This is a genomic window from Streptomyces lasiicapitis, assembly GCF_014646335.1.
Taxonomy (GTDB): Bacteria; Actinomycetota; Actinomycetes; order Streptomycetales; family Streptomycetaceae; genus Streptomyces; species Streptomyces lasiicapitis.
Window position 1 is genome coordinate 1 of sequence record NZ_BMNG01000023.1, and the last position, 23250, is coordinate 23250.

At 74.3% G+C, this 23250-nt stretch carries 23 protein-coding genes and 1 pseudogene; 11 read left to right on the forward strand and 13 right to left on the reverse strand.

Annotated elements, in window-relative coordinates:
• Positions 1-807, reverse strand: an 807-nt coding sequence (locus IEY91_RS37515) for a M48 family metalloprotease (protein ID WP_189177353.1), incomplete at its 3' end; no start/stop codon positions are given.
• Positions 808-815: 8 nt separating this feature from the next.
• On the reverse strand, positions 816-1226 hold the full coding sequence (locus IEY91_RS37520; RefSeq protein ID WP_164326592.1) for a BlaI/MecI/CopY family transcriptional regulator: 411 nt from the start codon (positions 1224-1226) through the stop codon (positions 816-818).
• A gap of 230 nt (positions 1227-1456) precedes the next feature.
• Here IEY91_RS37520 and IEY91_RS37525 point away from each other — a divergent pair, with 230 nt between their 5' ends.
• Both IEY91_RS37525 and IEY91_RS37530 read left to right on the forward strand, forming a co-directional pair.
• The gene (locus IEY91_RS37525) at positions 1457-2032 is read left to right on the forward strand and encodes a TerD family protein (protein ID WP_164326591.1); all 576 of its coding nucleotides are present in this window, start codon (positions 1457-1459) and stop codon (positions 2030-2032) included.
• A 141-nt stretch (positions 2033-2173) separates the two neighbouring features.
• Positions 2174-2587, forward strand: a complete 414-nt coding sequence (locus IEY91_RS37530; RefSeq protein ID WP_164326590.1) for a CoA-binding protein — start codon at positions 2174-2176, stop codon at positions 2585-2587.
• Between the two features lie 50 nt (positions 2588-2637).
• Here the strand turns inward: IEY91_RS37530 and IEY91_RS37535 are convergent, their stop codons facing one another.
• Together IEY91_RS37535 and IEY91_RS37540 are read right to left on the reverse strand one after the other, a co-directional pair.
• The gene (locus IEY91_RS37535; protein ID WP_164328721.1) at positions 2638-3705 is read right to left on the reverse strand and encodes a PucR family transcriptional regulator; all 1068 of its coding nucleotides are present in this window, start codon (positions 3703-3705) and stop codon (positions 2638-2640) included.
• Between the two features lie 140 nt (positions 3706-3845).
• Complete coding sequence (locus IEY91_RS37540; protein ID WP_189177354.1) at positions 3846-4412, reverse strand: hypothetical protein; 567 nt, start codon at positions 4410-4412, stop codon at positions 3846-3848.
• A gap of 270 nt (positions 4413-4682) precedes the next feature.
• Between IEY91_RS37540 and IEY91_RS37545 the strand changes: the two genes are divergently transcribed.
• From IEY91_RS37545 to IEY91_RS37555, 3 genes are all read left to right on the forward strand, one after another.
• Complete coding sequence (locus IEY91_RS37545) at positions 4683-6719, forward strand: P-loop ATPase, Sll1717 family (protein ID WP_306309952.1); 2037 nt, start codon at positions 4683-4685, stop codon at positions 6717-6719.
• 382 nt (positions 6720-7101) lie between these two features.
• Positions 7102-8226, forward strand: coding sequence for a winged helix-turn-helix transcriptional regulator (locus IEY91_RS37550; protein ID WP_189177355.1), 1125 nt, complete (start codon positions 7102-7104; stop codon positions 8224-8226).
• A 53-nt stretch (positions 8227-8279) separates the two neighbouring features.
• Positions 8280-9350 (forward strand): NAD-dependent epimerase/dehydratase family protein, encoded by a 1071-nt coding sequence (locus tag IEY91_RS37555; protein ID WP_189177356.1) that lies wholly within the window; start codon positions 8280-8282, stop codon positions 9348-9350.
• A gap of 40 nt (positions 9351-9390) precedes the next feature.
• On the opposite strand, the gene IEY91_RS37560 is transcribed toward IEY91_RS37555, so the two are convergent.
• Both IEY91_RS37560 and IEY91_RS37565 read right to left on the reverse strand, forming a co-directional pair.
• The gene (locus IEY91_RS37560) at positions 9391-10506 is read right to left on the reverse strand and encodes a sensor histidine kinase (protein WP_164326586.1); all 1116 of its coding nucleotides are present in this window, start codon (positions 10504-10506) and stop codon (positions 9391-9393) included.
• Positions 10503-11297: a response regulator transcription factor gene (locus IEY91_RS37565; RefSeq protein ID WP_189177357.1), complete on the reverse strand. Its 795-nt coding sequence runs from the start codon at positions 11295-11297 to the stop codon at positions 10503-10505. The genes IEY91_RS37560 and IEY91_RS37565 overlap by 4 nt, the downstream gene beginning before the upstream one ends.
• Positions 11298-11420: 123 nt before the next feature.
• Here IEY91_RS37565 and IEY91_RS37570 point away from each other — a divergent pair, with 123 nt between their 5' ends.
• The 3 genes and pseudogenes from IEY91_RS37570 to IEY91_RS37580 all read left to right on the forward strand — a co-directional run.
• Positions 11421-12155 carry a glycosyltransferase family 2 protein gene (locus IEY91_RS37570; RefSeq protein WP_189177358.1) on the forward strand — a complete coding sequence of 245 codons (735 nt, stop codon included), beginning with the start codon at positions 11421-11423 and terminating at the stop codon, positions 12153-12155.
• Entirely contained in the window at positions 12152-12841 is a 690-nt protein-coding gene (locus IEY91_RS37575) for a TIGR04282 family arsenosugar biosynthesis glycosyltransferase (RefSeq protein ID WP_189177359.1), read from the forward strand. Before IEY91_RS37570 ends, IEY91_RS37575 begins: the two co-directional genes overlap by 4 nt.
• Positions 12838-13512: pseudogene (locus IEY91_RS37580) on the forward strand (class I SAM-dependent methyltransferase); the annotation flags it as partial. The gene IEY91_RS37575 and the pseudogene IEY91_RS37580, both read left to right, overlap by 4 nt.
• A 101-nt stretch (positions 13513-13613) precedes the next feature.
• Here IEY91_RS37580 and IEY91_RS37585 read toward each other — a convergent pair.
• Positions 13614-14117 (reverse strand): hypothetical protein, encoded by a 504-nt coding sequence (locus IEY91_RS37585; protein ID WP_229697500.1) that lies wholly within the window; start codon positions 14115-14117, stop codon positions 13614-13616.
• A gap of 14 nt (positions 14118-14131) precedes the next feature.
• A complete protein-coding gene (locus tag IEY91_RS37590) occupies positions 14132-15487 on the reverse strand; it encodes a molybdopterin-dependent oxidoreductase (protein ID WP_229697501.1) in 1356 nt (451 codons plus the stop codon).
• 220 nt (positions 15488-15707) lie between these two features.
• Here IEY91_RS37590 and IEY91_RS37595 point away from each other — a divergent pair, with 220 nt between their 5' ends.
• A complete protein-coding gene (locus IEY91_RS37595; RefSeq protein ID WP_189177361.1) occupies positions 15708-17075 on the forward strand; it encodes a hypothetical protein in 1368 nt (455 codons plus the stop codon).
• A gap of 12 nt (positions 17076-17087) precedes the next feature.
• On the opposite strand, the gene IEY91_RS37600 is transcribed toward IEY91_RS37595, so the two are convergent.
• The 3 genes from IEY91_RS37600 to IEY91_RS37610 form a co-directional block, all read right to left on the reverse strand.
• Positions 17088-18125 (reverse strand): phytase, encoded by a 1038-nt coding sequence (locus tag IEY91_RS37600; protein ID WP_189177362.1) that lies wholly within the window; start codon positions 18123-18125, stop codon positions 17088-17090.
• A gap of 97 nt (positions 18126-18222) precedes the next feature.
• Positions 18223-19026, reverse strand: a complete 804-nt coding sequence (locus tag IEY91_RS37605) for a lysophospholipid acyltransferase family protein (RefSeq protein WP_229697502.1) — start codon at positions 19024-19026, stop codon at positions 18223-18225.
• The gene (locus tag IEY91_RS37610) at positions 19023-19913 is read right to left on the reverse strand and encodes a GNAT family N-acetyltransferase (RefSeq protein WP_189177363.1); all 891 of its coding nucleotides are present in this window, start codon (positions 19911-19913) and stop codon (positions 19023-19025) included. The genes IEY91_RS37605 and IEY91_RS37610 overlap by 4 nt, the downstream gene beginning before the upstream one ends.
• 433 nt (positions 19914-20346) lie before the next feature.
• On the opposite strand from IEY91_RS37610, the gene IEY91_RS37615 reads away from it, so the two are divergent.
• Entirely contained in the window at positions 20347-20760 is a 414-nt protein-coding gene (locus tag IEY91_RS37615) for a VOC family protein (protein WP_204328110.1), read from the forward strand.
• A gap of 1 nt (position 20761) precedes the next feature.
• On the forward strand, positions 20762-21985 hold the full coding sequence (locus IEY91_RS37620) for a CaiB/BaiF CoA transferase family protein (RefSeq protein WP_189177364.1): 1224 nt from the start codon (positions 20762-20764) through the stop codon (positions 21983-21985).
• Between the two features lie 52 nt (positions 21986-22037).
• On the opposite strand, the gene IEY91_RS37625 is transcribed toward IEY91_RS37620, so the two are convergent.
• Positions 22038-22592, reverse strand: a complete 555-nt coding sequence (locus IEY91_RS37625) for a YbaK/EbsC family protein (protein WP_164326577.1) — start codon at positions 22590-22592, stop codon at positions 22038-22040.
• Between the two features lie 49 nt (positions 22593-22641).
• Positions 22642-23226: a helix-turn-helix domain-containing protein gene (locus tag IEY91_RS37630; protein WP_164326576.1), complete on the reverse strand. Its 585-nt coding sequence runs from the start codon at positions 23224-23226 to the stop codon at positions 22642-22644.
• Positions 23227-23250: the final 24 nt, after the last annotated feature.

The following is a 23250-nucleotide window of genomic DNA, read 5'->3' on the forward strand; positions in this document are numbered from 1 at the left end:
CGCGCGCCGCGTCGCCGGGAAGTGGGGCAGGGCGGGCGCGAGCACCGGCGCGGGCGTGGGCCGCGGCGCGAGCGCGGCCTCGCCGATGGCGCGCGCGACCACGCGCCGGTCCCGCACCACCCCGGCGGCCTCCTCGTCGGCCCACCGCTCGGCGGTGTACGCGGTGGCCGTGCGCAGCGGCAGCAGGAACGGGTTGGCCCGCGCCGCCAACTGTGTCACCAGCAGGAACCGGTGGTGACGTGCGGCGAGATGGGCCCGCTCGTGGGCGAACAGGGCGCGCCGCTCGGCGGGTTGGAGCCGGTCGAGCAGCGCGCGGCTGACGACGACGCGACCGCCCCCGCTGCCAGCACGGCGCCCCCCTCGGCGAGGCCCACGCCCCGTCCCGGGCAGCGCGTACGCGTACGCCGCCCCCACGTCAGGCACCACCGCGACCGACTTCCCGGGCAGCCCCGCGAGCGCGCGCCATCCCCGGCGACGTACCACCACATGCCGCCACACCGTGTGCGCCAGCGCCCCGCACACCACCGCGAGCACCGGAATCGCTGCCGTGCCCGCGATCTCGTCGAACGGCAGGGCGGCGCGCACCTCCGGGTCGGACCAGCCGTCGGGCAGCGGGTTGCCGGGCAGTTGGGCGGTGCCGACGACCATGAGCAGGGCCAGGCACAGCGTGCTGCACAGCGCCATCACGGCGGCGAGCGCGGTGAGCAGGCGGGTGGCGGCGCGCGGGTGCAGATGCTGCGCGGCGAGCCGGGCGACCGGCCAGGCGCTCAGCGGCAGCACGAGCGGCAGGAAGACGAAGACCCCCATGCGTGCGGTCAGTCCTCCGCGCCGTCGCCGCCGCCCGCCTCGCCGAGCAGGTCGCGCAGCAGCCGCTCGTCGTCGGCGGACAGGGTGGTGACGAAGCTGGCGAGGACGGCCTCGCGGTCGCGCTCGCCGTCGAGGACCTTGCGCATGCGCAGCGCGGCGAGCCCCGCCTCGTCGCCGGTGGACCGCCACACGAAGGACCGGCCCGCGCGCTCACGTGTCACCACGTTCTTCGCGAGCAGCCGGGTGAGGATCGTCATGACGGTGGTGTACGCGAGGTCGCCACCGATGCGCTCCTGCACCCAGGCCGCGCCGACCGGGCCGCGCGCGCTGTGCAGCACCGCGAGCACCTGGGCCTCCAACTCGCCCTGCCCGCGCCTGCGCAGGCGCGGCTCCCGCTCTTCGCCGTCTTGCCGCGTCATGCCGTGCCCTCGCCTCCGTTCGCGGTTCGCGCCCCGTCGCGATTCGCACCTTGCGCTCCCCGATGTCGCACACATCACGTATGTCGCGTACGTCGCGAAGGGAGCGCCACATCGTAACGGCCGGAAGGGGCGGTGCCACCCCCGGACGCTTCTACACTCATGTAGATTCTAAGTCCCGGCCGCGTCCACGGCCGGGACCGATTTTCCGTAGAGGACCACAGGAGGACACCGTGGGAGTTTCCCTCTCCAAGGGCGGCAATGTCTCGCTGAGCAAGGAGGCGCCCGGCCTCACCGCCGTACTGGTCGGCCTGGGCTGGGACGTGCGGACGACCACCGGCACGGACTACGACCTCGATGCCAGCGCGCTGCTCTGCGACGACTCCGGCAAGGTCGTCTCCGACCAGCACTTCATCTTCTACAACAACTTGACGAGCCCCGACGGCTCGGTGGAGCACACCGGCGACAACCTCACCGGTGAGGGCGAGGGCGACGACGAGGCCGTGAAGGTCAACCTCGCCGGCGTGCCCCCGCAGATCACGAAGATCGTCTTCCCGGTGTCGATCCACGACGCGGAGACCCGCGGCCAGAGCTTCGGCCAGGTGCGCAACGCGTTCATCCGCGTGGTGAACCAGGCGGACAACAAGGAGATCGCCCGCTACGACCTCTCCGAGGACGCGTCGACGGAGACCGCGATGGTCTTCGGCGAGCTCTACCGCCACGGCGCCGAGTGGAAGTTCCGCGCCGTCGGCCAGGGTTACGCGAGCGGCCTGCGCGGCATCGCATCGGACTTCGGCGTGAACGTCTGAGACGTCTCTCGGGGTGCCCGAGATGCCCTCGGCGTCTCCGGCGTCTTCGGCGTCGACGCCCGACGGCGGGGCGGGCCGGGAATCACCCGGCCCGCCCCGCCGTTGCCGTCATCAGACCGTCCACGCCACTGGAGGCCCCACATGTACGGCGACCCCGCCACCGTTCGCAGGATCCTCACCGGACTCGGTGACACCTGGGCCGTCGTCGGTCTGTCCGGCAACGACCGGCGCGCCGCGTACGGCGTCGCCGAGGTGCTCCAGCGGTACGGCAAGCGCGTCGTACCGGTCCACCCCAAGGCGGAGACGGTGCACGGCGAGCGGGGTTATGCCTCCCTCGCGGACATTCCCTTCGACGTCGATGTCGTGGACGTCTTCGTGAACAGTGAGCTGGCGGGCGCCGTCGCGGACGAGGCCGTCGTCATCGGCGCCAAGGCCGTCTGGTTCCAGCTCGGCGTCATCGACGAGGCGGCGTACGACCGCACGCGTGCGGCGGGCCTCGACATGGTCATGGACCGGTGCCCCGCCATCGAGATCCCGCGGCTCGGGGCGGCGTAGGGCCCCCGGCGGCGGGGGCACAGCACGCTCGACGCGGGCCCGCGCGCGCCTCAGAACGGCCGCTCCGGCCAGTCCAGGAGGCGCGCGCCGATCACCGCCGTCTGGAGCGTGTAGCGGTGCGTCGGGTCGGCGGGGTTGGTGCCGGTGAGGCGGTGGATGCGTTCCAGGCGGTACGTCAGGGCGCGCACGCTGAGCTTCAGGCGGCGGGCCGCCTGCGCCGCGACGCAGCCCGTGTCGAAGTAGGCCACCAGCGTCCCGATGAGGGGTCCGGCGCCGCCGCGCGCCTCGCGCAGCGGGCCGAGGGTGTTCAGGACCAGGTCGGCCATGGCCTGCCGGTCGCGGGTCAGGACCGGGTAGACGAGGAGGTCGGCGGCGCGCAGGACGGGGGTGGCCAGTTCCAGGCGGTCGGCGAGGTCGAGGGCGTTCAGGGCCTCTTCGTACGACTGGACGACACCGCCCGGCCCTGGCTGCGGGCGGCCGACGGCGACGCGGGCGCCCTCGACGACGGCGAGCGCCCGCGCGGCGAAGAAGTCGATGACGTCGGCCTGGTCGCCCGGCGCCACGCACACGAGCCGGCCGTCCTTCGTGGTCACCAGCACGCTGCGGTCGCCGAAGCGGGCCGCGAGGGCGTGTTCCACGGCGCGCGGTTCCTTGTCGCCTTCTTCGTACGCGCAGTCGCCCTGCGCGACGGCGACGGTGTGCGCGAAGGACAGGTGCAGGCCGAAGCGTTCCGCGCGCTCGGCGAGCAGGCCCAGGTCGCTGCGGCCGTGCAGCAGGTCGTCGATGAACTCCCGCCTGGCCGCCTCTTCTTGACGGATCGCCAGGCGCTGGGCGCGTTCGTGGCCCTCGGCGAAGGCGTCGACGGCCTGCTCGACGGCGGCGAGCAGGGCCTCGGTGGACACCGGCGCGACGGCGGGATCCGCCCCGTAGGCGCGGCTCGCCGCGAGGTGCGCGCCCACCAGCGCGCGCAGTCCGTACCCGGCGTCGGCGGCGCGCTCGCCGAGCGCGGACCTCGACTCCCGTTCCGCGCGCGTCAGTCCGCGGCCGGTGGCGGAGGCGTCGGCGAGTATCCGGGCGTAGCCGTCCAGGTAGTCGCTCGGTATGTCATGACTCGGCACCTGCGCCCCCGACGTTCTGATCAAGCCCTTACGCCTTTTTAACGCATGGGGTGGAGGTGGGGGCGGCGAGGGGGGCTGATGTGGTGCCCCGGGCGGTTTCGGGGCCGGGCCGGTCGCGCGCGGTCGGTGCGTGCGGCCGGTCATGCGCAGTCTGCGTGCGGCCAGTTGTCGTCCGCGGGGGCGGCGGGCGGGGTGGCGTCGGGGGCGGCTCGGGGTCCGTCGGCTTCGGGGACGGACCCGATTCCGTCGGCCTCGGGGGCACGCTCGTCCGTGAAGGACGCGCCGGTGTCGTCGCAGGCGTACAGAATCGCGCCGCCGCCGTCCCGCGGCACCGGGCCGGGCGTCCGCTCCCGGAAGGCTCGCGCCAGCGCGGGCGCGAGCGCGCGCGTCACCCCCCAGGCGACAAGGACCGAGACGACGAGCACACCCATGTCGCCCGCCGCGTGCGCGAGGCCCGTCCAGCCCGTGCGCGCGACGGCGAGGGTCCCGGCCAGGCTCACCGCCCACCCGGTGCAGGTCAGCAACGACACGGCCACGGACACCGGCACCCCGCCGAGCCCGACGGCGCCCAGGTCGGCGTCCTCGTCGAAGCTGTCGACCCGCCCCGCCCCCACCGCGACGAGCAGCCAGAAGCACACCACCACCGCAAGCGCGGAGCTGAGGACCACCCCTGGAAACCCCACCGCCGCGTCGATCAACTCCCCCATGCCCCCGCCCCCTTGACCGGCCACGCCCGGGAGCATCACCCACCCGGGTGCCGACTCACGTTTCCGTGATCCGGCACCCGAGCCCTCGCCCCCCGTTCCTGCCTCCTCATCCTGACGCGGTCCGCCCCTTCCGCGCACTGCCTTTTTCCGGCAATCTTTACGCGCTCTTGATGCCGAGCGGGAGCGTGCCACCGGTGTACGCGCGGCGCGCTCGTGTCACCCGCGCGGGAACCGGCGGAACTGTTCGGGCCGCCCGGTCGTCTTCAGCCCATGCACCGCGCAGGACGACGCCGCGAGACACAGCAGACCAGCGAGGAGCCGACGATGTGGGGCGACTTGTCCGTGGCCGCGCTCGACCGTCTGTACTTCGGGCGCGAGGACGCGGAACGCGACGTGACCGACGGCCTGTTGCGGGAGGGATTCCTGCCCACGGCCGCCTTCCGCGCGGCGCTCTCGGGACGCAAGATGCTGATCATCGGCAGAAAGGGGTCCGGGAAGAGCGCGATCTGCATGCGTCTGATGGAGGGCGGCGCGCACACGGCCGGCGGTCGGGCGGGCGGCGGTCGCGCCGGCGGCAGTCAGGCGGGCGGCGCGCTGCTGATCACCCCGGACGACGCCGCGGGCGACGAGATCCGCCGCTTCGAGCTCCAGGGCCTGGCGGGCGACACCGCCAAGTCCCTGATCTGGCGGTACGTCTTCGCGGTGCATGCCGCGCGCCATCTCACCGCGCACGCCAAGGACGCGCACGGCCGCAAGGAGCCGGACTCGGTCAAGGCGCTGCGCCGGTTCCTCAAGCAGAACGACGAGGAGGCGGTGCTGCCCGGCGGGCGGCTCGGGGACCGGCTCACGCAGAGCGCGCGCGGGCTGCAGACCTCGCTGTCCCTGGAGGCGTTCGGGGTGCGGGCCGCCATGGACCTGGTGCCCGCCGGGTCCGAGGGCGCCCGCGCGGCGCGCCAGCTCGAACTCGTCGAGCACGGCGTGGCAAGGGCGTTCGCCGACCTCGGGTGCGCGGACGCGCACGCGCCCCTGCTGCTCCTGGTCGACCAGCTGGAGCAGGTGTGGTCCGCGGAGGCCGACAGCAACTCGATGGTCATCGGCCTGCTCCTCGCCGCCAAGCACGCGGCGGGCGCCTACGGCCGGGCGCTGCGCTGTCTGCTCTTCCTGCGCTCCGACATCTACGACTCGCTGCTGTTCGGCGAGGGCGACAAGTTCCGCGGCGACGAAGTGCGCATCGCCTGGACGGAGCCCGCGCTGCGGGAGCTGGCGCGGACCCGCGCCCAGGCGTCGGTGGGCGACGCCCTCGGCGGCGCGGACCTGGACGACACCCGGCTGTGGCAGGAACTCTTCCCACCCACGGTGGCGGGCGAGCCGACGCCCACGTACCTCTTCACGCGCTCGCTGCCGCGCCCGCGCGACGCCATCCAGTTCCTCAACCTGTGCCGGGACACGGCGGCCGACCAGTGCCACGACCGCATCGAGGAGGCGGACGTCCTCCAGGCCACCTGGCAGTTCTCCGAGTGGAAGCTGAAGGACCTGGTCCAGGAGTACCTGATCGCCCACCCGTTCCTGGAGCGGCTCTACCCGCTGTTCCAGAACACCGGCTACACGGTCACCCGCGGCGTCCTCGGCAACCGCCTGGAGGAGGCGGCGCCCACGCTGCGGCGCCTGTTCCCCGCGTACGCCGAATCCCTCGACCTCACCGGAGTCGTCGACACCCTCTTCGCCGTCGGCTTCCTCGGTGTGCGGCGCGGCCACGACGTGGTCTACGGAGGCGGCGGCGAACTGCCCGTGCAGCCGCACGAGGGCGAGTTCCACGTCCACCCCTGCTTCCGCGAGGCGCTCGGCGCGACGAGCCCGATCGACCTGCGCCGGTACGAGCCCGGGGTGGTCGCCTCCCGCATCGGCTCCGGCAACGTGGGCTACGCGCACTTCCCGAGCCGGTCCTTCGGCGACCGCGAGTACGCCCTCCTGGACGACGTGACCCGGTCCTGCCGGTCCGTCCTGCGCCAGGTGGGCCGCGCGGTCGACCTCGGGCACGACGTCCGGGACGAGATCACCGAGCAGGTGAGCCGGGTCCTCGCCGACGCCACGGACGCGCAGGACCGGCTGCGCCACAACGAGTACGTGGACGTCGTCGAGCATGTCCTCACGGTGGCGAGCTACTTCACCACGCTCTCGGCCCAGCTCCAGGCCACCGGGCTCGACGGGGCCCTCGGCACCGACGGCGTCGGGCACCGCATCGACGACGAGGCGCGCCGCCTGCGTCGCCTCGCGGGCGGGGCGTCCGGGAGCAGCAGCGGCGCCTAGGGCCCGATCCGCCAGGCAGGCCCTGGCCGTGAGGTGGCACGGGATGCCCCGGGTGGGGGGTTGCCGCCCCGCGTGGGGGCGTTGGGCCGGGGCATCCCGTGCCGGTCTCGGGGTCGTGCTCCGTCCGCGGGCCTCCGCAGCCCGCGGACCGCCGGAAGGGAGGCACCGTGGACGCCGATGACGTTGTCCGGCAAACTGCCGCTTCCGGCAAGCGACTTCGGCGTTCATGACAACAGGGGTCCACGACAGGCAAGACCGTACCGGGGTCCGGGCGCATGGGGACGTCGGAGTTCCGCCACTGTCGGCATTCCGACCCCAGGAGGCGTCGGCGTTCCGATCTCAGGAGGGTCGGCGTTCCGGCCAAGGAAGGGAAGGCAGTGGCATGGACGCGACGCCGCATTCGGCCCCGGTCCCGCCGCGCGGCCCGGTGCTCTCGGGGCTCGGCGTGGGCCCCGGCGACGAGCGGGTGTACCGGGCGCTGCTTGCCGCGCCCGGCTCGACGCCCGCCGAACTCGCGGCGGCCACCGGCCTCACCGAGGCGCGCGTGCGACGCCATGCCGCCTCGCTGTCCCGCCTCGGCCTGCTGACGGGCGCCTCGGAGCACACGGAGGTCACCGGGGACGCCGAAGACACCGAACGTACGGAAGGCAGCGAACGTACGGAAGGCAGCGAAGGCACCGAGGAAGCCGCACGGCTCACCCCGGCGCCGCCCGACGTGGCCCTCGAAGTCCTCGCGCTGCGCCGCCAGGAGGAGATCGCGCACGCCCGCCTCGCCGCGGCCGGGCTCACCGAGGAGTTCCGGGCCGGACGGCTGCGCGGCGGGAGCTCGCCGGTACAGGTGCTGCGCGGCCGTGAGGCGATCGCCCAGCAGTTCTTCCAGACGCAGCAGATGGCCAAGAGCGAGATCCTGATCCTCGACAAGCCGCCGTACGTCGTGGAACCGCTGCGGCGCCAGGACAACGTGCAGCGCGAGCGCCTCGACAAGGGCCTGCGCTACCGCGCGATCTACGACCAGGCGGGCCTCGACGGCCCCGGCCGGGTCGAGGCCACCCGGGACCTCGCGGCGCGCGGCGAGGAGAGCCGGGTGCTCGCGGACGTACCGCTGAAGCTGGTCGTCGCCGACCGCAGGGTCGCGCTCGTGCCGTTCGTGCTGCCCAGCGAGGAGGAGATCCTGGTCCTCCAGCAGTCCGCGCTGCTCGACGGCCTGATCGCCCTCTTCGAACTCCTCTGGCAGCGCGCCACACCCCTGTGGCCCGCGGGCCCCGTCGCCCACGACACCCTCTCCCCCGACGACGAACTGCTGCTCGCCCATCTGCGCGCCGGGCTCACCGACAGCGCCATCGCACGGCGTCTCGGCGTGGCCCAGCGCACGGTCGAGCGCCGGATGAGCCGGATCATGGCCACGCTCGGCGTCAGGACGCGGTTCCAGGCGGGGGTGCGTACGACCGCGCTGTACGGCCACGAAGACAGCGGCCTTCCGCCCCTTCCAGGTCTTACGGAACGGTGACGCGGGGCCGCGACGCGCGCCGGACGGGGGCCGGGCTGCCTAGCGTGGACGGCATGCGGGTACTGGTCACCGGCGGAGCCGGGTTCATCGGAACACATGTCGTCGACGCGCTCCTCGCGCGCGGGCACGAAGTCGTCTCGTACGACGCGGTGCTCGCGTCGGCGCACAGCGGGCCGCCGCGCGCGGCGCGCGCCGGGGAACGGCTCGTCGTCGGCGACGTGCGCGACCCCGACGCGGTGGCGGCGGCGCTGCACGGCGTGGACGCGGTGTGCCACCAGGCGGCGATGGTGGGGCTCGGCAAGGACTTCGCGGACGCGCCCGAGTACGTCGGCTGCAACGACCTGGGCACGGCGGTGCTGCTTGCCGCGATGGCGCGGGCGGGGGTGCGGGACCTTGTGCTCGCCGGGTCGATGGTCGTGTACGGGGAGGGGCGGTACGCGTGCGCGTCGCACGGGGTGGTGCGGCCGGGGCCGCGCGCCGGGGCGGACCTCGCGGCGGGCCGGTTCGAGCCGCGCTGTCCGTCCTGCGGGGCGGAGTTGGCGCCCGGCCTGGTGGGCGAGGACGCGCCCGTCGACCCGCGCAACGTGTACGCCACGACGAAGCTCGCGCAGGAGCACCTGAGCGCGGCGTGGGCCCGCGCGACGGGCGGCCGCGCGGTGTCGCTGCGCTACCACAACGTGTACGGCCCCGGCATGCCGCGCGACACCCCGTACGCCGGGGTGGCCGCGCTGTTCCGCTCGGCCCTCGCCCGCGGTGAGGCGCCGCGCGTCTTCGAGGACGGCGGTCAGCGGCGGGACTTCGTCCATGTACGGGACGTGGCGGCCGCGGTGGCGACGGCGCTCGAGGCCGTGCGGGGTTCCGGGGCCGGGATGTCCGCCGCGTCCGAGGGGACGTTCACCGCGTACAACACGGGCAGCGGTGAGCCGCACACCGTCGGCGAGATGGCGCGGGCGCTGGCCGACGCGTACGGGGGTCCGGCGCCGGTGGTCACCGGGGAGTACCGGCTCGGGGACGTGCGCCATGTGACGGCGGACTCGGCGCGGCTGCGGGCGGCGTTCGGCTGGAAGCCGGAGGTCGGCTTCGCCGACGGGATGCGGGAGTTCGCGCGGGCGGCGCTGCGGTAGGGGGCACCCCGCACCCCCTTGCTTACGCCGCCCCCCTGCCTCACGCCGTCCCCGCCGACGGCAGCACCACCTCGAAGCGGCAGCCCCCGGAGACGTTGTGCACCGCCGCGCGGCCCTGGTGGGCCTCGACGATGCCGCGGACGATGGCGAGGCCGAGGCCCGCGCCGGCCGGGGGCGTGCGGGCGTGCGTGCCGCGCCAGCCCGTGTCGAAGACGCGGTCCAGGTCCTCCTCGGGGATGCCGCCGCAGCCGTCGGTCACGGACAGCACGACCCCGTCGTCCGAGCGCTCCGCGGTGACCGCGACCGTGCCGTCCGCCGGGGTCCGCCGGATCGCGTTGACGAGCAGGTTCCCCAGGACCCGGCTCATCTCCTTGCTGTCGACCTCGACGGGCACCGCGTCGATGCGCTGCCCCACCAGGCGTACGCCGTGCTCCCGCGCCAGCGGGTCCGCCCCGGCGAGCGCGTCGCCCACGAGGTCGTACACGGAGATCCGCGACGGCGAGAGGGCGAGCGCGCCCGCGTGGATGCGGGAGAGTTCGAAGAGGTCGCCGACCATGCCGTTCAGGCGCTCCACCTCCGTGCGGATCTGCCGCAGATAGCGGTCGGGGTCCGCGGCCACGCCGTCCTCCAGGGCCTCCGCCATCGCCCGCAGGCCCGCGAGGGGCGTGCGCAGGTCGTGCGAGATCCACGCGACCAGCTCGCGGCGTGAGCTCTCCAGGGCCTGCTCGCGCTCGCGGGACTCGGCGAGGCGGGCGCTGGTGGTCTCCAACTCCCGGCTGAGCGCGGCCAGTTCCGCCGTTGCGGGCTCGTGCGGCGCGGCGAAGCTGCCGCCCGTGCCGAAGGAACGGGCCGCCAGCGTCAGCGCGTTGCTGCGGGCCACGACCCACCGGCCGAGCAGCAGCGCGGTGGCCGTCGCCACCACGGCGGCCATCGCCACCACGACGGTGACCACGGTCAGGTCGTGCCGCGACAGGAACATCTGCCAGGCCACGGCCAGCGTCCCGGCGAGCATCGCGGTCACGGCGACGGCCACGACCACGGTCATCGACACGACCAGCGAGCGGTGGCGCAGGAGGCGCAGGGCGAGGGCGCCGAGGAGTCCGGCGGCGACGGCGCCGAGGAAGGCGTAGAGGGCGATGAGGAGGATGTCGTTCATGGGCGGGGGCTGCTTTCGCCGTGGGCGGCGTCAGGGACGGGTTCCGGTGCCGGTGCCGAATTCGGCGTCGCTCCCGATTGTGGTTCCGCTTCGAGCCGGTACCCGACGCCCCACACCGTCTGGACCAGGCGCGGCGCGGCGGGGTCGTCCTCGACCTTCCCGCGCAGCCTGCGTACGTGGACCGTGACCGTGGACAGGTCGCCGAAGTCCCAGCCCCAGACCTCCCGCATCAGCTCCTCGCGGCCGAAGGCCCGGCCCGGGTGCCGCAGGAAGAACGTCAGGAGGTCGAACTCGCGCACCGTCAGGGCGAGTTCGGCGCCGTTCTTGGTGGCGCGGCGGGCGGCGGGGTCCACGGTGAGACCGGCCGCGCGCAGGAGCGGGGCGGGCCGGGGGGCGGGGGCGGACGCCTGGCTGCGGCGCAGCACCGACTCCACCCGCAGCACCAGCTCGCGCGGGCTGAACGGCTTCGTCACGTAGTCGTCGGCCCCTATCTCCAGGCCGAGGATCCGGTCGTCCTCGTCGCCGCGCGCCGTCAGCATGATCACGGGGACGGGGCCCCGCTCGCGCAGCCTGCGGCAGACCTCCAGGCCGTCCATGCCGGGCAGCATCAGGTCGAGCACGACGAGGTCGGGCCGGTGGGCGGCGGCGCGCTCCAGGGCGGTGGGGCCGTCCTCCGCGTGCTCGACCTCGTAGCCCGCGCGGTCCAGATAGCCGGTGACGACCTCGGCGACGGTGCGGTCGTCGTCCACGACGAGCACGCGGGCGCCGGGGGCGGGGGGCGGTGTGTCCATGCGACAAGCCTCGCACCGCGTTCGCGCGCGCGAGGCCCGGGAGCGGCCGGGGCCCGCCGACGTCCGTGTTTCGTAAGGACCTTGCGCCCCTTTTGTCCGTTTTCGCTTCGTAGGGTGAGTGACGTGACCCACTCCTCCCCCAACGCTCCCCGTTCCCTCCCCGCCCCCGTCGACGTCGTCCTTCCCTGCCTCGACGAGGCGGCGGCGCTGCCGTGGGTGCTTTCGCGTGTTCCGGCCGGCTGGCGCGCCATCGTCGTGGACAACGGTTCCACGGACGGCTCCGCGGAGCTGGCGCGCTCGCTCGGCGCGACCGTGGTGCACGAGCCGCGGCGCGGCTTCGGCGCCGCCTGCCACGCCGGGCTCGGCGCGGCCGACGCGGAGGTCGTGTGCTTCTGCGACTGCGACGCGTCCCTGGATCCCCTCCTCCTCGAAGGCTTCGTACGGGACGTGGCGGCGGGCCGCGCCGACCTCGTCCTCGGCCGCAGGCGCCCCCAGGCACGCGGCGCCTGGCCGCCGCACGCGCGCGCCGGGAACCTCGCGCTTGCCCGCATGCTGCGCCGCCGCACCGGTCTGCGCCTGCACGACCTGGGCCCTCTGCGCGCGGCCCGCCGCGCCGACCTGCTGTCCCTCGCCCTCACGGACCGCCGCAGCGGCTACCCCTTGCAGATGGTGGTACGCGCCGCCGACGCGGGCTGGCACATCGAGGAACGGGACGTGCCGTACCTGCCCCGGGCAGGCAAGTCGAAGGTCACCGGAACGTGGCGCGGCACGTGGCACGCGGTCCGCGACATGAGGGCGGTCCTGACGGAACCACCGGTGTCGCGGGTTCCCGCGGACCGGGAGGGGGCACAGCGATGACCCCCGACCGCACCACTCCCGCCGCACACCGCACCGCCACCCGGAACACCAGCCGCCTCACCCTCCTCGTCATCGCCAAGTCCCCCCTCCCCGGCCGCGTGAAGACCCGCCTCACACCCCCGTACTCCCCCGAGGAAGCCGCCCGTCTCGCCGAGGCCGCGCTCGTGGACACGCTCCGTGTCGTGCTCGCCGTGCCCGCGCGGCGGCGGGTGCTGGTGCTCGACGGGGTGCCGGGGGCCTGGTTGCCGGACGGTGTCGAGGTGGTGCCGCAGTGTGCGGGTGGCCTTGACGAGCGGCTTGCCGGGGCGTTCGGCGGGTGTGACGGGCCCGCGCTGCTCGTCGGCATGGACACCCCGCAGATCTCGCCCGCGCTGCTCGCGCCCGTGCTCGCCGCGGACGCGTGGCGCTCCGCCGACGCCTGCTTCGGCCCCGCGGCCGACGGCGGGTTCTGGGCGCTCGGGCTCGCCGCGCCCGATCCGGGGCTGGTGCGGGGCGTGCCGATGTCCACGCCCACGACGGGCGCCGTCCAGCGCGCCCGCCTCACCGCCGCGGGGCTGCGCGTACGCGACCTGCCGGTACTGCGGGACGTCGACACCGCCGCGGACGCGGCAGCCGTCGCGGCCGAGGCACCGCACACCGGATTCGCCGCGGAACTCTCCCGCCTGGCCCGGGCCGCACGCCGATGAGCACCGTCGTACCGCCGCCGGACGCGGCGCCGTCGGCGCCCTCCTGGTGCGCGGGACCGTACGCGGAAGCGCTCCGCACCGGCCGCGGCCCCCTGTTCCTGCGCCGCGCGGACGGCTGGCTGCTCCCGCTGGACGTGGAGCGCTGGTGCGCCGCGCCGGACCCGGCCGACCTGTCGGCGCTGCGCCGCTGCGCGGGCCCCGTCCTCGACATCGGCTGCGGCCCCGGCCGCCTCGTGGCCGCGCTCGCCGCGCTCGGCCACCGCTCGCTCGGCATCGACGTGAGCGAGGCCGCCGTCCGGCACACCCTGCGCCTCGGCGGCACGGCCCTGCGCCGCTCGGTGTTCGAGCCGCTCCCCGGCGAGGGCCGCTGGGGCACCGCGCTCCTCATGGACGGCAACATCGGCATCGGCGGCGACCCGGCCGCCCTCCTCGCCCGCGTCGCCCAACTCCTCGCCCCGCGCGGCCTGTTGATCGCCGAGACCGCCCCGGTCGACATCGACGAGCGGGTGCACGTCCACGTCGACGACGGCCGCGGGCGCGCCGAGCCGGACGAGGTGTTCCCCTGGGCCAGGCTCGGCACACCCGCGCTGCTCCGGTACGCCCGCGCGGCGGGCTGGCAGGTCGCCGATCAGTGGTCGGCGGGCGGACGCTCGTTCGTGGCGCTGCGCCGCCGGGACTCACGGGGCGTAGGAGGCGTACGAGAAGCCCGCGACGTACGGGGCCCACGCGCCGTACACGACACACATCCCGTACGCAGCGAGCGCCCCGTACGTCACGACCGCCCCGTACCCGCAACCCGCCCCGCACGCGAAACCGACCACATCTGCACCGCGAGCCACACCGCCGAGCCCGCGAACAGTGCCGCCGTCACAAGCAGCCAGCGCGTGAGGAACACATCGGCGGGCAGGGTCGTCGACCGTTCGTAGCGCGGGACCTGACGCATGATCAGCGGATACCAGACCAGCAGGAGCAGCAGCGAGAGCGCCGCCGGGACCCGGACGAACACCGTCAGGGCCCGGCGGCGCCGGTCGTGGCGGCCGAGCAGCGCCGTCACGGCCCGGTCGGCCGCCGCGTACACCGGCACGAGCACCAGGTCGTGCAGCAGCGCCGCGCCCACGAACCACACGGCGACCATGAACCAGTCGTCGGCGAGCAGCCGCACCCCCGCGTAGAGCGCGAGCGCGAACGAGGCGAGCAGCAGCAGGAGATGCAGCGGCCCCGCGCCGTACCAGCGCCGCGGCCAAGCGGACACGTGCTTCATCGCGGTCCAACGCATCACAGTCCTCCGCATCACAGTTCTCCGAAGGTCAGCCGGGACACCCATTTGGTGTTCAGTACGCCCGGTGCGGCGGGCACGATGACGCGGGCCGGGTAGCCGTGGTCCGGGGTGAGGTCGGCGCCGTTGACGCGCAGGGCGAGCAGCGAGCGGGCGTCGCGCACCTGGTTGTCGCGCAGGGCGGCCCTGCGGAAGGCACCGCGCAGTTGGAGGGACTCCACGAGGACGGCGGGCGGCTCGTGCGCGTACCCGGCGAGCGCGGCGAGGTCCCGCAGCCGTACGCCGCTCCACGCCTGGTCGGACGTCGACCAGCCCTCGACGCAGGCGATGGGCAGGTCGGCGGAGTGCTGGGCGAGGTCGAGCAGGTCGGCGCGGGTGAGGCGCACGGTGCGGCCGGGGCCGGTGACGACGAGCCGCCAGGCCTCGCCGGTGCGGTCCGCGCCGACGCCCACGGACCGGGCGGTCTTGTTGACCTGGAAGGCGCCGGGCCCCCGCCCCGGCTCGGCACCGCCGTGCGGGGCGAACAGGGCGGTGGCGCGCGGCCAGCCGTCGAAGCTCTGCCCCGCGGTCGTACCGAAGAGCAGCAGGGAGCCGCCGCCGACCAGGCCGAGCGCGCCGCGCCGGGACACGGTGGGCTCGGCGGGCCGGGGCGTGACGAGCCCGGAGCCCTCGTCGGGTTCGGGCTCGACCAGCACGGGCTGCTCGCCCGGCACCGGCTCGCGCCTGTCATGGGTGCGCAACTGCTCCCGCAGCCCGCGCTCACGCAGCACCCGCACCGTCGTCGGCAGCTTCAGCACCGCGTGGACGACGAAGGCCCCGAAGAACACCCACGCGCCGTAGAAGTGCAGCGGGTAGAAGGAGCCGGGGAAGAGGTACTCCAGCTGCACGTTGAGGACGCCGGTCGCGAACTCGAAGAGCGCGCCGCCCACCAGGAGCAGCAGCGAGAGCCGCTCCAGCGCGTGGCCGACGGACCGCGCAGGGGGAAGCGCGAACAGCTTCGGCAGCACCGACCACAGCTTGGCGAGCAGCACCGGGATCAGCGTGATGCCGACGGTGACGTGCAGGCCCTGGATGAGCCGGTACAGCCAGTGCGGGTCGGTGGGCCAGTCGAAGAGGTAGAAGCCGAGCAGGCCCTTGTCGGGCGTCTTGTCGTTGACCGACGCGAGATCCGGGTTGTACGCGGCGTACGACAGCAGTCCGGTGACGAACAGCAGCGTCATCCCGAACAGCAGCACCGTGCCGAGCACGGCGGTGAACCAGGGGCCGCGCACCGGGCTGCGCCAGAAGCCCGGGGACGACGGCGACACCGGTCCCGACGGTGTGCGGGCCCGGAGCCCGGCCAGGAGGGAAGGGGTGGGTTCGTGGCCCATGGGTGCGTCCTCTGGGTGCGTCCTCGACGGTCCGCGCGACGTGGATCCGTCGCCTTGCCCCGACCGTAAGGCGCGTGACCTGCGGTTCGGCCGCCACAACTCATGACGAAACGCTGACGGATCAGCCGCGGCCGCCGGATGCCGCAGCAAGATCTGACGGTTCGGTGACGCGGGGCCGCGCGACCGCCTCCGAGCCCCTCCGGCGGCCTACCGTGCCAGCGTGAACCGCCAAGAACCACGCACACCGGGCGCGCGCCGCGACCTCGTCGTCGCCGCGCTCGCCGTCCTCCTCGTCACCGCGGCCGTCGTCGTCGGCCGGATCCTGGAGGACCGCGACGGCAGCCTGCACGTCAACTGGCCACCCCTGTACGCCAAGTGGGACCCGCACCTCGGTCCGGGAACTCCGGCCGCGCTCGCCGTGGCCGCCGCGGTCGTCGCGTACGGGCCCGCGCTCGCCGCGCGCCTGCCCTGGCGGGCGCTCCTCGTGTCGGCGTGGGCGGCGTCCACGGCCTGGATCTGGTCGCTCGCGCTCGTCGACGGCTGGCACCGCGGCGTCGCCGAACGCCTCACCACGAAGTACGAGTACCTGCGGGTCATCGACCGCTTCGACGACATTCCGGCGACGCTGCGGGACTTCACCCAGCACATCGTGCAGGTCCCCGGCGAGTACCACTGGCCCGCGCACACCGCGGGCCATCCGCCCGCCGCGCCGCTGACGTTCGTGTTCCTGGACCGGATCGGCCTCGGCGGTGGCGGGTGGGCGGGCGCGTTCGTGATCACGGCGGGCAGCACGGTGGCGGTGGCGGTGCTCCTCACGCTGCGGGCCCTCGGGGACGAGGCGGTGGCGCGGCGTGCGGCGCCGTTCCTGGTGCTCGCGCCGGCCGCGGTGTGGATGGGGGCGTCGGCGGACGGCTACTTCGCGGCCGTCGCGGCCTGGATGATCGCGCTGCTCGCGCTCTCCGCGACGCGCGCGGTCCGCTCCCCCGCCCTGGCCGCGACCGGCGCGGGCCTCCTGTTCGGCCTGACCTGCTACCTGTCGTACGGCCTGACGCTCTTCGCGGTGGTCGCCGCCGGTGTGCTGCTCATCGCCCGGACGGCGCGCCCGCTGCCGTACTTCGCGGCGGGCGCGGTGGTGGTGCCGCTGGTGTTCACGGCACTCGGCTTCAACTGGTGGGAGGCGTACCACCTGTTGGTGGACCGCTACTACCAGGGGGCGGCCGGGGTGCGCCCGTACTGGTACTGGATCTGGGCCAATCCGGCGTGCACCGTCTTCATCGTCGGGCTCGCGACGGTGGCGGGTCTGCGGCGGTCGGTCGCGGCGGCGCCGGGTGCGGTACGCCGGTGGCGCGCCGGAGACAGCACGGCGGCGGACCGCCTGGTGGGCCTGGTGCTCGTCGCCCTGCTCGCGGTCGCCGCCGCGGACCTGTCCGGCATGAGCAAGGCGGAGACGGAGCGCATCTGGCTGCCGTTCGCCGTCCTCCTGCTGCCCGCCGCCGCGCTGCTGCCGCGCCCGTCCGCGCGGGCGTGGCTGACGGCGCAGGCAGTGCTCGCCCTGGCCGTCAACCACCTGTTGTTCACCGGCTGGTGAGGCCGGGGCGGGTCACACCTTGTCGGTGATCCGCTCCAGCGGTACGTACTTGAAGTTCTGGTTGCCGCTGCCGCCGGGCGAGCCGTTGGAGCCGTCCTGGCAGATGAACACGCCCTTGGGGAAGGCGGAGCCGAGGGCCGTGTCGGTGGCGTCGATGCCGTCGGTGTCCTCGCAGTCGTCGGCGGCGGTGCCGGAGGCCACGCCGAAGCGGCCGAGGTAGGCGCCGCTGCCGCGGTCGTACACGGTGAAGTCGTTGCTGCCCTGCGAGGACACGAAGAGCCGGTTCCCCGCGGCGGTGATGCCCTCGGTGTCGGCGGTGATGTGGCCGCCGGAGCCCGTCGAGTCGAGCTTGGTGCGGGTGGTTCCCGCGCCCGGCTCGGCGCCGTAGACCCACACGCCGACGTCCTCCTCGCCGAGGTACAGCTTGCCGGTGGTCTCGTCGGCGTAGCAGCCCTCGACGGCGGATCCGGCGTCGAACAGCCGCACGGACTTGGCGGTCACCGTGTCGCCGCTGACGGCCAGTTCCCACTGCTCGACGCGGCCCGAGGTGGAGTTCGGGTAGGCGTAGAGCTTGCCGGACTGCGGCGAGGTGTAGAGGCAGATGCCGTGCGCGGTGACCTCGGTCGGCACGTCCTTGAGGTGCTTGAGCTGCCGCGTCGCCGGGTCGATGCGGTAGACGTGCATCGCGCCGTCGCCGCCCGCGGCCTCGTCGTCCGCGGACACGACCACGTTGCCGCGTACGTCGACGTTGTTGCCGTAGTCCCCGCTGATCCGCTGGATCCGGGCGCCCTTGAGGTCGTACACCTCGAGCGCGCCCTTCTTGTCCGTGGCCACCACGACGGACTTGCCCGGGTCGCTCGGGTGCACCCAGATCGCCGGGTCGTCGGCGGCGTCGCCGCTGTGCGAGACGGGCGCCGTCTCCACGGTCGCGGTGACGTCGAAGTCCGCGGCCGCCTGCGCGGGTATCGCGGCCTGCAGCACGAGTCCGGCCGCGCCGGCCAGGGCGCTCGCGGAGAGCAGGGAGGTACGGAGCTTACGGGTGACGGGCACCGGTGTGTCCTCTTCGTCAGGGGGGTGGTCGGGTGAAGCGCACCGAGCGTGCCAGCGGTGCGCGAGCGGGCCGTGAACACGAGTTGAACGTGCGCGGTCACACGCCGTGGTGAGGGTGCGTCCGCGTCTCCCCCCTGCACACCGCCGCCCAAGCCCCCGCCGCCAGCGTCTTCCTGTCGTTGCCGTACAGCGGCGTGTGGGTCGTGACCCGCACCGTGAGGCCCCGGGAGACGGCCACCCGTCGCAGCGAGCGCCCGAAGCCCTCGTCGCCGAGGAACGCCGCCGATGTGCTGGCCCGCCCGTCCTGGCGGTACCCCACCGTCACGGGCCGCACGGGCACCCCCGCGTCCACCGCGGCCTGGAACGCGGCGCGCCGGAACCGTCCGGCGGGGACCGCGCACCACGTCGTGGCCTGCGGGAAGACGAGCACGGACCGGCCGGACGCCAGCGTCTTGGCCAACTCGCCGACCATCAGCGGCAGTTCACGCCGTCCGCCCTCGCGGTCGATGAACTGCGTGCCCAGGCGCCGGGCGAGCGTGCCGACGACGGGCCAGCGGCCCACCTCCTTCTTGGCGACGAAGGACACCGGCTCGACGGCGAGCAGCGCGACGACGTCCAGCCACGAGATGTGATTGGCGACGATCAGCGTGCCGGCGTCGGCACCGGGCACGCTCAACGGCGCGTGGGCCGCCTCCAGTTCGACGCCCAGCGCCCGCAGCACGCGCCGCGCCTGCACGCGGGGCGCGACGTCCCCGGCGAGGCGTTCGCCCAGGAGCAGGCTCCGGGTCAGCTCGCGGGCGAGGGCCGCGTACCGCCCCGCGGTCTCGGCGGGCCCCACCCTGGACGGCGGCCGCACCGCGCAGGACCGTGGACAGCCCGCGTCCACGGCCCAGGGGTTCACGCGCTCCTCCCGGGCACGGCGCTGCCGCGCGCAGCTTCCCCGCGCGCAGGTTCCCCGTGCTCCGGATTCCCAAGGAAGAACCGGCGGTGCCGCTCGCTCAGCCGCTCGGTGTCGAGCAGCACGAAGAAGTCGGCGGAGTCGAACTCCGGGTCGTGTGCGGGCGCCCCGCACATCCAGGCGCCGAGGCGGAGGTAGCCGCGCAGCAGGGGCGGCAGGTCGGCGTAGGCGGGCCGGTGGCCCGAGCGGTCGCCGGGCGTCCACGGGCGGTGCGGGTGCACGCGCAGTTCGGGCGGCGATGCGTGCTTGGCGTCGCCGAGCAGCCAGGCGCTGGCGGCCGCGGTACCGCCGTCGCCGAGCGGCACGGAGGCGCAGCCGGCGAGGTAGCGGTGGCCGGAGAGCAGGACGTAGCGGGCCATGGCCGACCACATCAGGTTGATCACGGCGCCGGAGCGGTGGTCGGGGTGCACGCAGGAGCGTCCGGCCTCGATGGTGGCGGAGCGCAGCGGCCGCAGCGCGGAGAGGTCGAACTCGCCGTCGGAGTACGCCGTCTCGGTGCGGCCGGGCGGGATGAGCCGGTAGGTGCCGACGATGTCGCCGCTCGTGGTGTCGGTGATGATCAGGTGGTCCGCGAGCTCGTCGAACGCGTCGATGTCGTGCCCGGCAAGCGGCGTGTCGAGGCGGGCGCCCATCTCCTCGCCGAACACCTGGAAGCGCAGGCGCTGGGCGGCCCGGATCTGCTCCTCGGAGTGGGCGATGGAGGGTACGTAGGCGGGGGCGTCGGGCGCGGCCGGCGCTCCAACGGCAGGCGCACCGACGGCGGGGACGGGGACGGCCGCCGGGGTGGCGGGAGCGGCCGCGGGGGCGGGAGTGACGGGTGTCGCGGGCATGACATGTTCTCCGTTCGATGGGGACGGACGGGGAGTCCGCTGAAACCGACGGGCAGGAGTGGGGGGAGGGACCGGCGGGGGAACAACATGGAGCGGGGAGCCGGTGGGACGAGTGGTGCCGCGGAGCCGGGTGCGGAAGCGCGGACGTACGGGGAGACTGCGGCCGACAGGGAAGGGCGCCTGTTCAGCACGGTGACCGCCCCGGCTGAACTGCGCACAAGGTTCGCGAGACCGATCGTGCCGACCCTCGTGAGCATCAGGTGAACGGCGGTGGACGGAACCAGGCCGCGCGCCCCTCCCGGCGCGGGCGCCGCACACCCCGCCCGCCCCCACCCGACACGGGCGCCACGCACCCCGTCCCGGCCCGCCGGATACGGTCGTCCCACGCCCGCCGCCGCCCCCGGCGGCGGCGCCACGGGAGGGAGCGCACCGCATGATGGGCAGCAAGCAGCTCAAGATCGGCCTGCGGGTCACGGACCTCAAGGCTTCCGGCGACCTCTACCTGAAGCTCGGCTTCCGCGAGCTGCCGAACGACGAGCAGCCGCACCTGCGCTATCTCACGTTCGGCCACACCTGGCTGATCCTGTCCGCCATGGACGCGCACGGGTTCTACGACGAGGAGCGCGGCGAGGCGGCACGCCGGGGCCCGCTCGGCCTCGGCTTCACCCTGGCCGTGCCGGTGCCCGACCTCGACGCCGCCCACGCCCTGTGGCGCGCCGAGGGCCTGCCCGTCGTCTCGGAGCCCGAGGACACGGACTGGGCGCGGGTCTTCGTGGGCCTGGACCCGGACGGCTACGAGGTGTCGTTCGAGCAGTTCCACGAGGAGTACCGGGGCGGGCGGGGCTGACATGCCGCACGCGCTGCCGCTGACCGGCATCACCGTACTCAGCCTGGAACAGGCGGTCGCCGCCCCCTTCGCCACCCGTCAGCTCGCGGACCTGGGCGCCCGGGTGATCAAGGTGGAGCGTCCCGGCGGCGGTGACTTCGCGCGCCGCTACGACACCACCGTGCACGGCGAGTCCAGCTATTTCGTCTGGCTGAACCGCTCCAAGGAGTCCTTGTCCCTGGACGTGAAGTCACCGGCGGGCCAGGAGATCCTGCGCGAACTCGTCGCCGGCGCCGACGTGTTCGTACAGAACCTCGCGCCGGGCGCGGCCGACCGCCTCGGCCTCGCGGCAGCGGACCTCCAGGCCCGCCACCCCTCCCTGATCACCTGCGCGATCAGCGGCTACGGCGGCACGGGGCCGTGGGCGGACCGCAAGGCGTACGACATGCTCGTGCAGTGCCAGACGGGTCTGCTCTCGCTGACCGGCACGCCCGAGGAGTCCGTGCGCGTGGGGATCTCGGTCGCCGACATCGCGGCGGGGATGTACGCCTACAGCGGCATCCTGTCGGCGCTGTTCACGCGCGCCACCACCGGCCGCGCGCCCGCCGTGGAGGTGTCCCTCTTCGACGCGCTCGCGGAGTGGATGGGCCAGCCCGCCTATTACACGCGGTACGGCGGTACGCAGCCGCCGCGCGTCGGCGCCCGGCACGCCACGGTCGCGCCCTACGGCGTGTTCACCGCGGCCGACGGCAAGGAGGTGCTGCTCTCCGTGCAGAACGAGCCGGAGTGGGCGGCGCTGTGCGGGACGTTCCTGGGGCGTCCGGAGCTGGTGGCCGACCCGCGCTTCGCCACCGGGTCCGCGCGGGTCGCGCACCGCGAGGAGCTGGACGCGGTCGTCGCGGACCGGTTCGCGCGGCTCGACGGGGACGAGGCGACGGCGCTGCTCGACGCCGCGAACATCGCCAACGCGGGCGTCAACACCGTCACCGACTTCCTCACGCACCCCGTCCTCACCGCACGCGACCGCTGGCACGACGTGGGCCTGCCGGGGTCGGCGCCCGACGTCCAGGCACTGCTTCCGCCTGCCCAACTGTCGGGCGTGCTCCCGCGCATGGACCCGGTGCCGGGCGCGGGCGAGCACACGGAGAAGATCCTGGCGGAGCTGGGCCGGAAGGCGGCGGAGATCGAACGGCTGCGGGCGGAGGGCGTGATCGGCGAGCGCGTGGCCGAGGGGCCCGGCGACTGAGAGCGCGCTCGGCCGGGCGCCGCGCCTCCCGATCAGGCGCCGAGCGCCTCGGTCACGCGCCGAGCCCCTCGATCACCACCGCGTTCGGCAGCCCCGCGAACGCCTTGCCCGGCACGATCAGCTTGCCGCGGCGGCTGCCGCTGCCGATGAGGACGTACGGCAGGTCGGCCACGGCGGCGTCCACGAGGATCGGCCAACTGCCGGGCAGGCCGATGGGGGTGATGCCGCCGTACTCCATGCCGGTCTCACCGACCGCGGTGTCCATGGACGCGAACGACGCCTTGCGGGCGCCGAGTTGGCGGCGTACGACGCCGTTGACGTCGACGCGGGTCGCGGACAGGACGACGCACGCGGCGAGCGTCGTCTCGCCCGCCCGCTTCCCGGCGACGACGACGCAGTTCGCGGACTGCGCGAGCAGTTCGGGGCCGTAGTGCTCCACGAACGTGGCGGTGTCGGCCCACTGGGGGTCGGTGTCGACATGGATCAACTCGTCGGCGGGCACGGCCCCGCTCCAGCCGCGCACGGCGTCGGCCACGGGGGCGACGAGCAGATCGAGGGCTTCCGGGGCGGGGCGGACGACGTCGAAATCACCGAGGGGAGCGCGCATGCCCGCACGGTAACTCAGGCCGCGGGCGCGCGGGCCACGAGGTGGGCCCTCAGTACGCCCCCGCGTGGGCGGGCGGGACCGACACCGCCATCGTCATCTCGACCGGCTCCGCACCCTTGTTGTGGTACCCGTGCGCCACATTGGCCTCGAACGTCGCCGCCGACCCGGCCGCGACGACGTGCTCCTCGCCGTCCACGACCAGCGTCAGCTCGCCCGTCCTGACGTGCAGCAGCTCAAGCGTCCCCGGCGGGTGCGCGTCGGAGTCGCTGCCGTCGCCCGGCATCAGGTGCCACGTCCACAGCTCGAAGGGCCCCCGCGACTCCGTGCCGACGAGGAGGGTCGTGCTGCTGCCCGCGTCCGTGGACCACATCCGCACGGCCTGCTCGGGCGGCACGAGCCGCACATGCGGCCCCTGTTCGTAGTCGAGCAGGGTGGTGATGCTGACGCCGAGCGCGTCCGCGAGCTTGACCGTGATGCCCACGCTGGGGTTCGTGCGGGCCTGTTCGATCTGGATGATCATGCCCCGGCTGACGCCCGCGCGGGCCGCGAGCGCGTCGAGCGTGAAGTTCCGTTCGGTGCGCCAGCGCTTGAGGTTGCGCGCGAGCGACTGGGTCAGCTGGTCGAGGTCCGACACATTCCGTCCAATATATTGGATGAC

What these genes read in the sequence shown, in the direction of transcription:
- IEY91_RS37520 (WP_164326592.1), bottom strand. Translation starts at nt 1,226, where the DNA reads ATGACGCGGCAAGACGGCGAAGAGCGGGAGCCGCGCCTGCGCAGGCGC.
- IEY91_RS37530 (WP_164326590.1), top strand. Translation starts at nt 2,174, where the DNA reads ATGTACGGCGACCCCGCCACCGTTCGCAGGATCCTCACCGGACTCGGT.
- IEY91_RS37540 (WP_189177354.1), bottom strand. Translation starts at nt 4,412, where the DNA reads ATGGGGGAGTTGATCGACGCGGCGGTGGGGTTTCCAGGGGTGGTCCTC.
- IEY91_RS37545 (WP_306309952.1), top strand. Translation starts at nt 4,683, where the DNA reads ATGCACCGCGCAGGACGACGCCGCGAGACACAGCAGACCAGCGAGGAG.
- IEY91_RS37550 (WP_189177355.1), top strand. Translation starts at nt 7,102, where the DNA reads ATGGACGCGACGCCGCATTCGGCCCCGGTCCCGCCGCGCGGCCCGGTG.
- IEY91_RS37555 (WP_189177356.1), top strand. Translation starts at nt 8,280, where the DNA reads ATGCGGGTACTGGTCACCGGCGGAGCCGGGTTCATCGGAACACATGTC.
- IEY91_RS37560 (WP_164326586.1), bottom strand. Translation starts at nt 10,506, where the DNA reads ATGAACGACATCCTCCTCATCGCCCTCTACGCCTTCCTCGGCGCCGTC.
- IEY91_RS37565 (WP_189177357.1), bottom strand. Translation starts at nt 11,297, where the DNA reads ATGGACACACCGCCCCCCGCCCCCGGCGCCCGCGTGCTCGTCGTGGAC.
- IEY91_RS37575 (WP_189177359.1), top strand. Translation starts at nt 12,152, where the DNA reads ATGACCCCCGACCGCACCACTCCCGCCGCACACCGCACCGCCACCCGG.
- IEY91_RS37585 (WP_229697500.1), bottom strand. Translation starts at nt 14,117, where the DNA reads ATGCGTTGGACCGCGATGAAGCACGTGTCCGCTTGGCCGCGGCGCTGG.
- IEY91_RS37590 (WP_229697501.1), bottom strand. Translation starts at nt 15,487, where the DNA reads ATGGGCCACGAACCCACCCCTTCCCTCCTGGCCGGGCTCCGGGCCCGC.
- IEY91_RS37610 (WP_189177363.1), bottom strand. Translation starts at nt 19,913, where the DNA reads ATGCCCGCGACACCCGTCACTCCCGCCCCCGCGGCCGCTCCCGCCACC.
- IEY91_RS37615 (WP_204328110.1), top strand. Translation starts at nt 20,347, where the DNA reads ATGATGGGCAGCAAGCAGCTCAAGATCGGCCTGCGGGTCACGGACCTC.
- IEY91_RS37620 (WP_189177364.1), top strand. Translation starts at nt 20,762, where the DNA reads ATGCCGCACGCGCTGCCGCTGACCGGCATCACCGTACTCAGCCTGGAA.
- IEY91_RS37625 (WP_164326577.1), bottom strand. Translation starts at nt 22,592, where the DNA reads ATGCGCGCTCCCCTCGGTGATTTCGACGTCGTCCGCCCCGCCCCGGAA.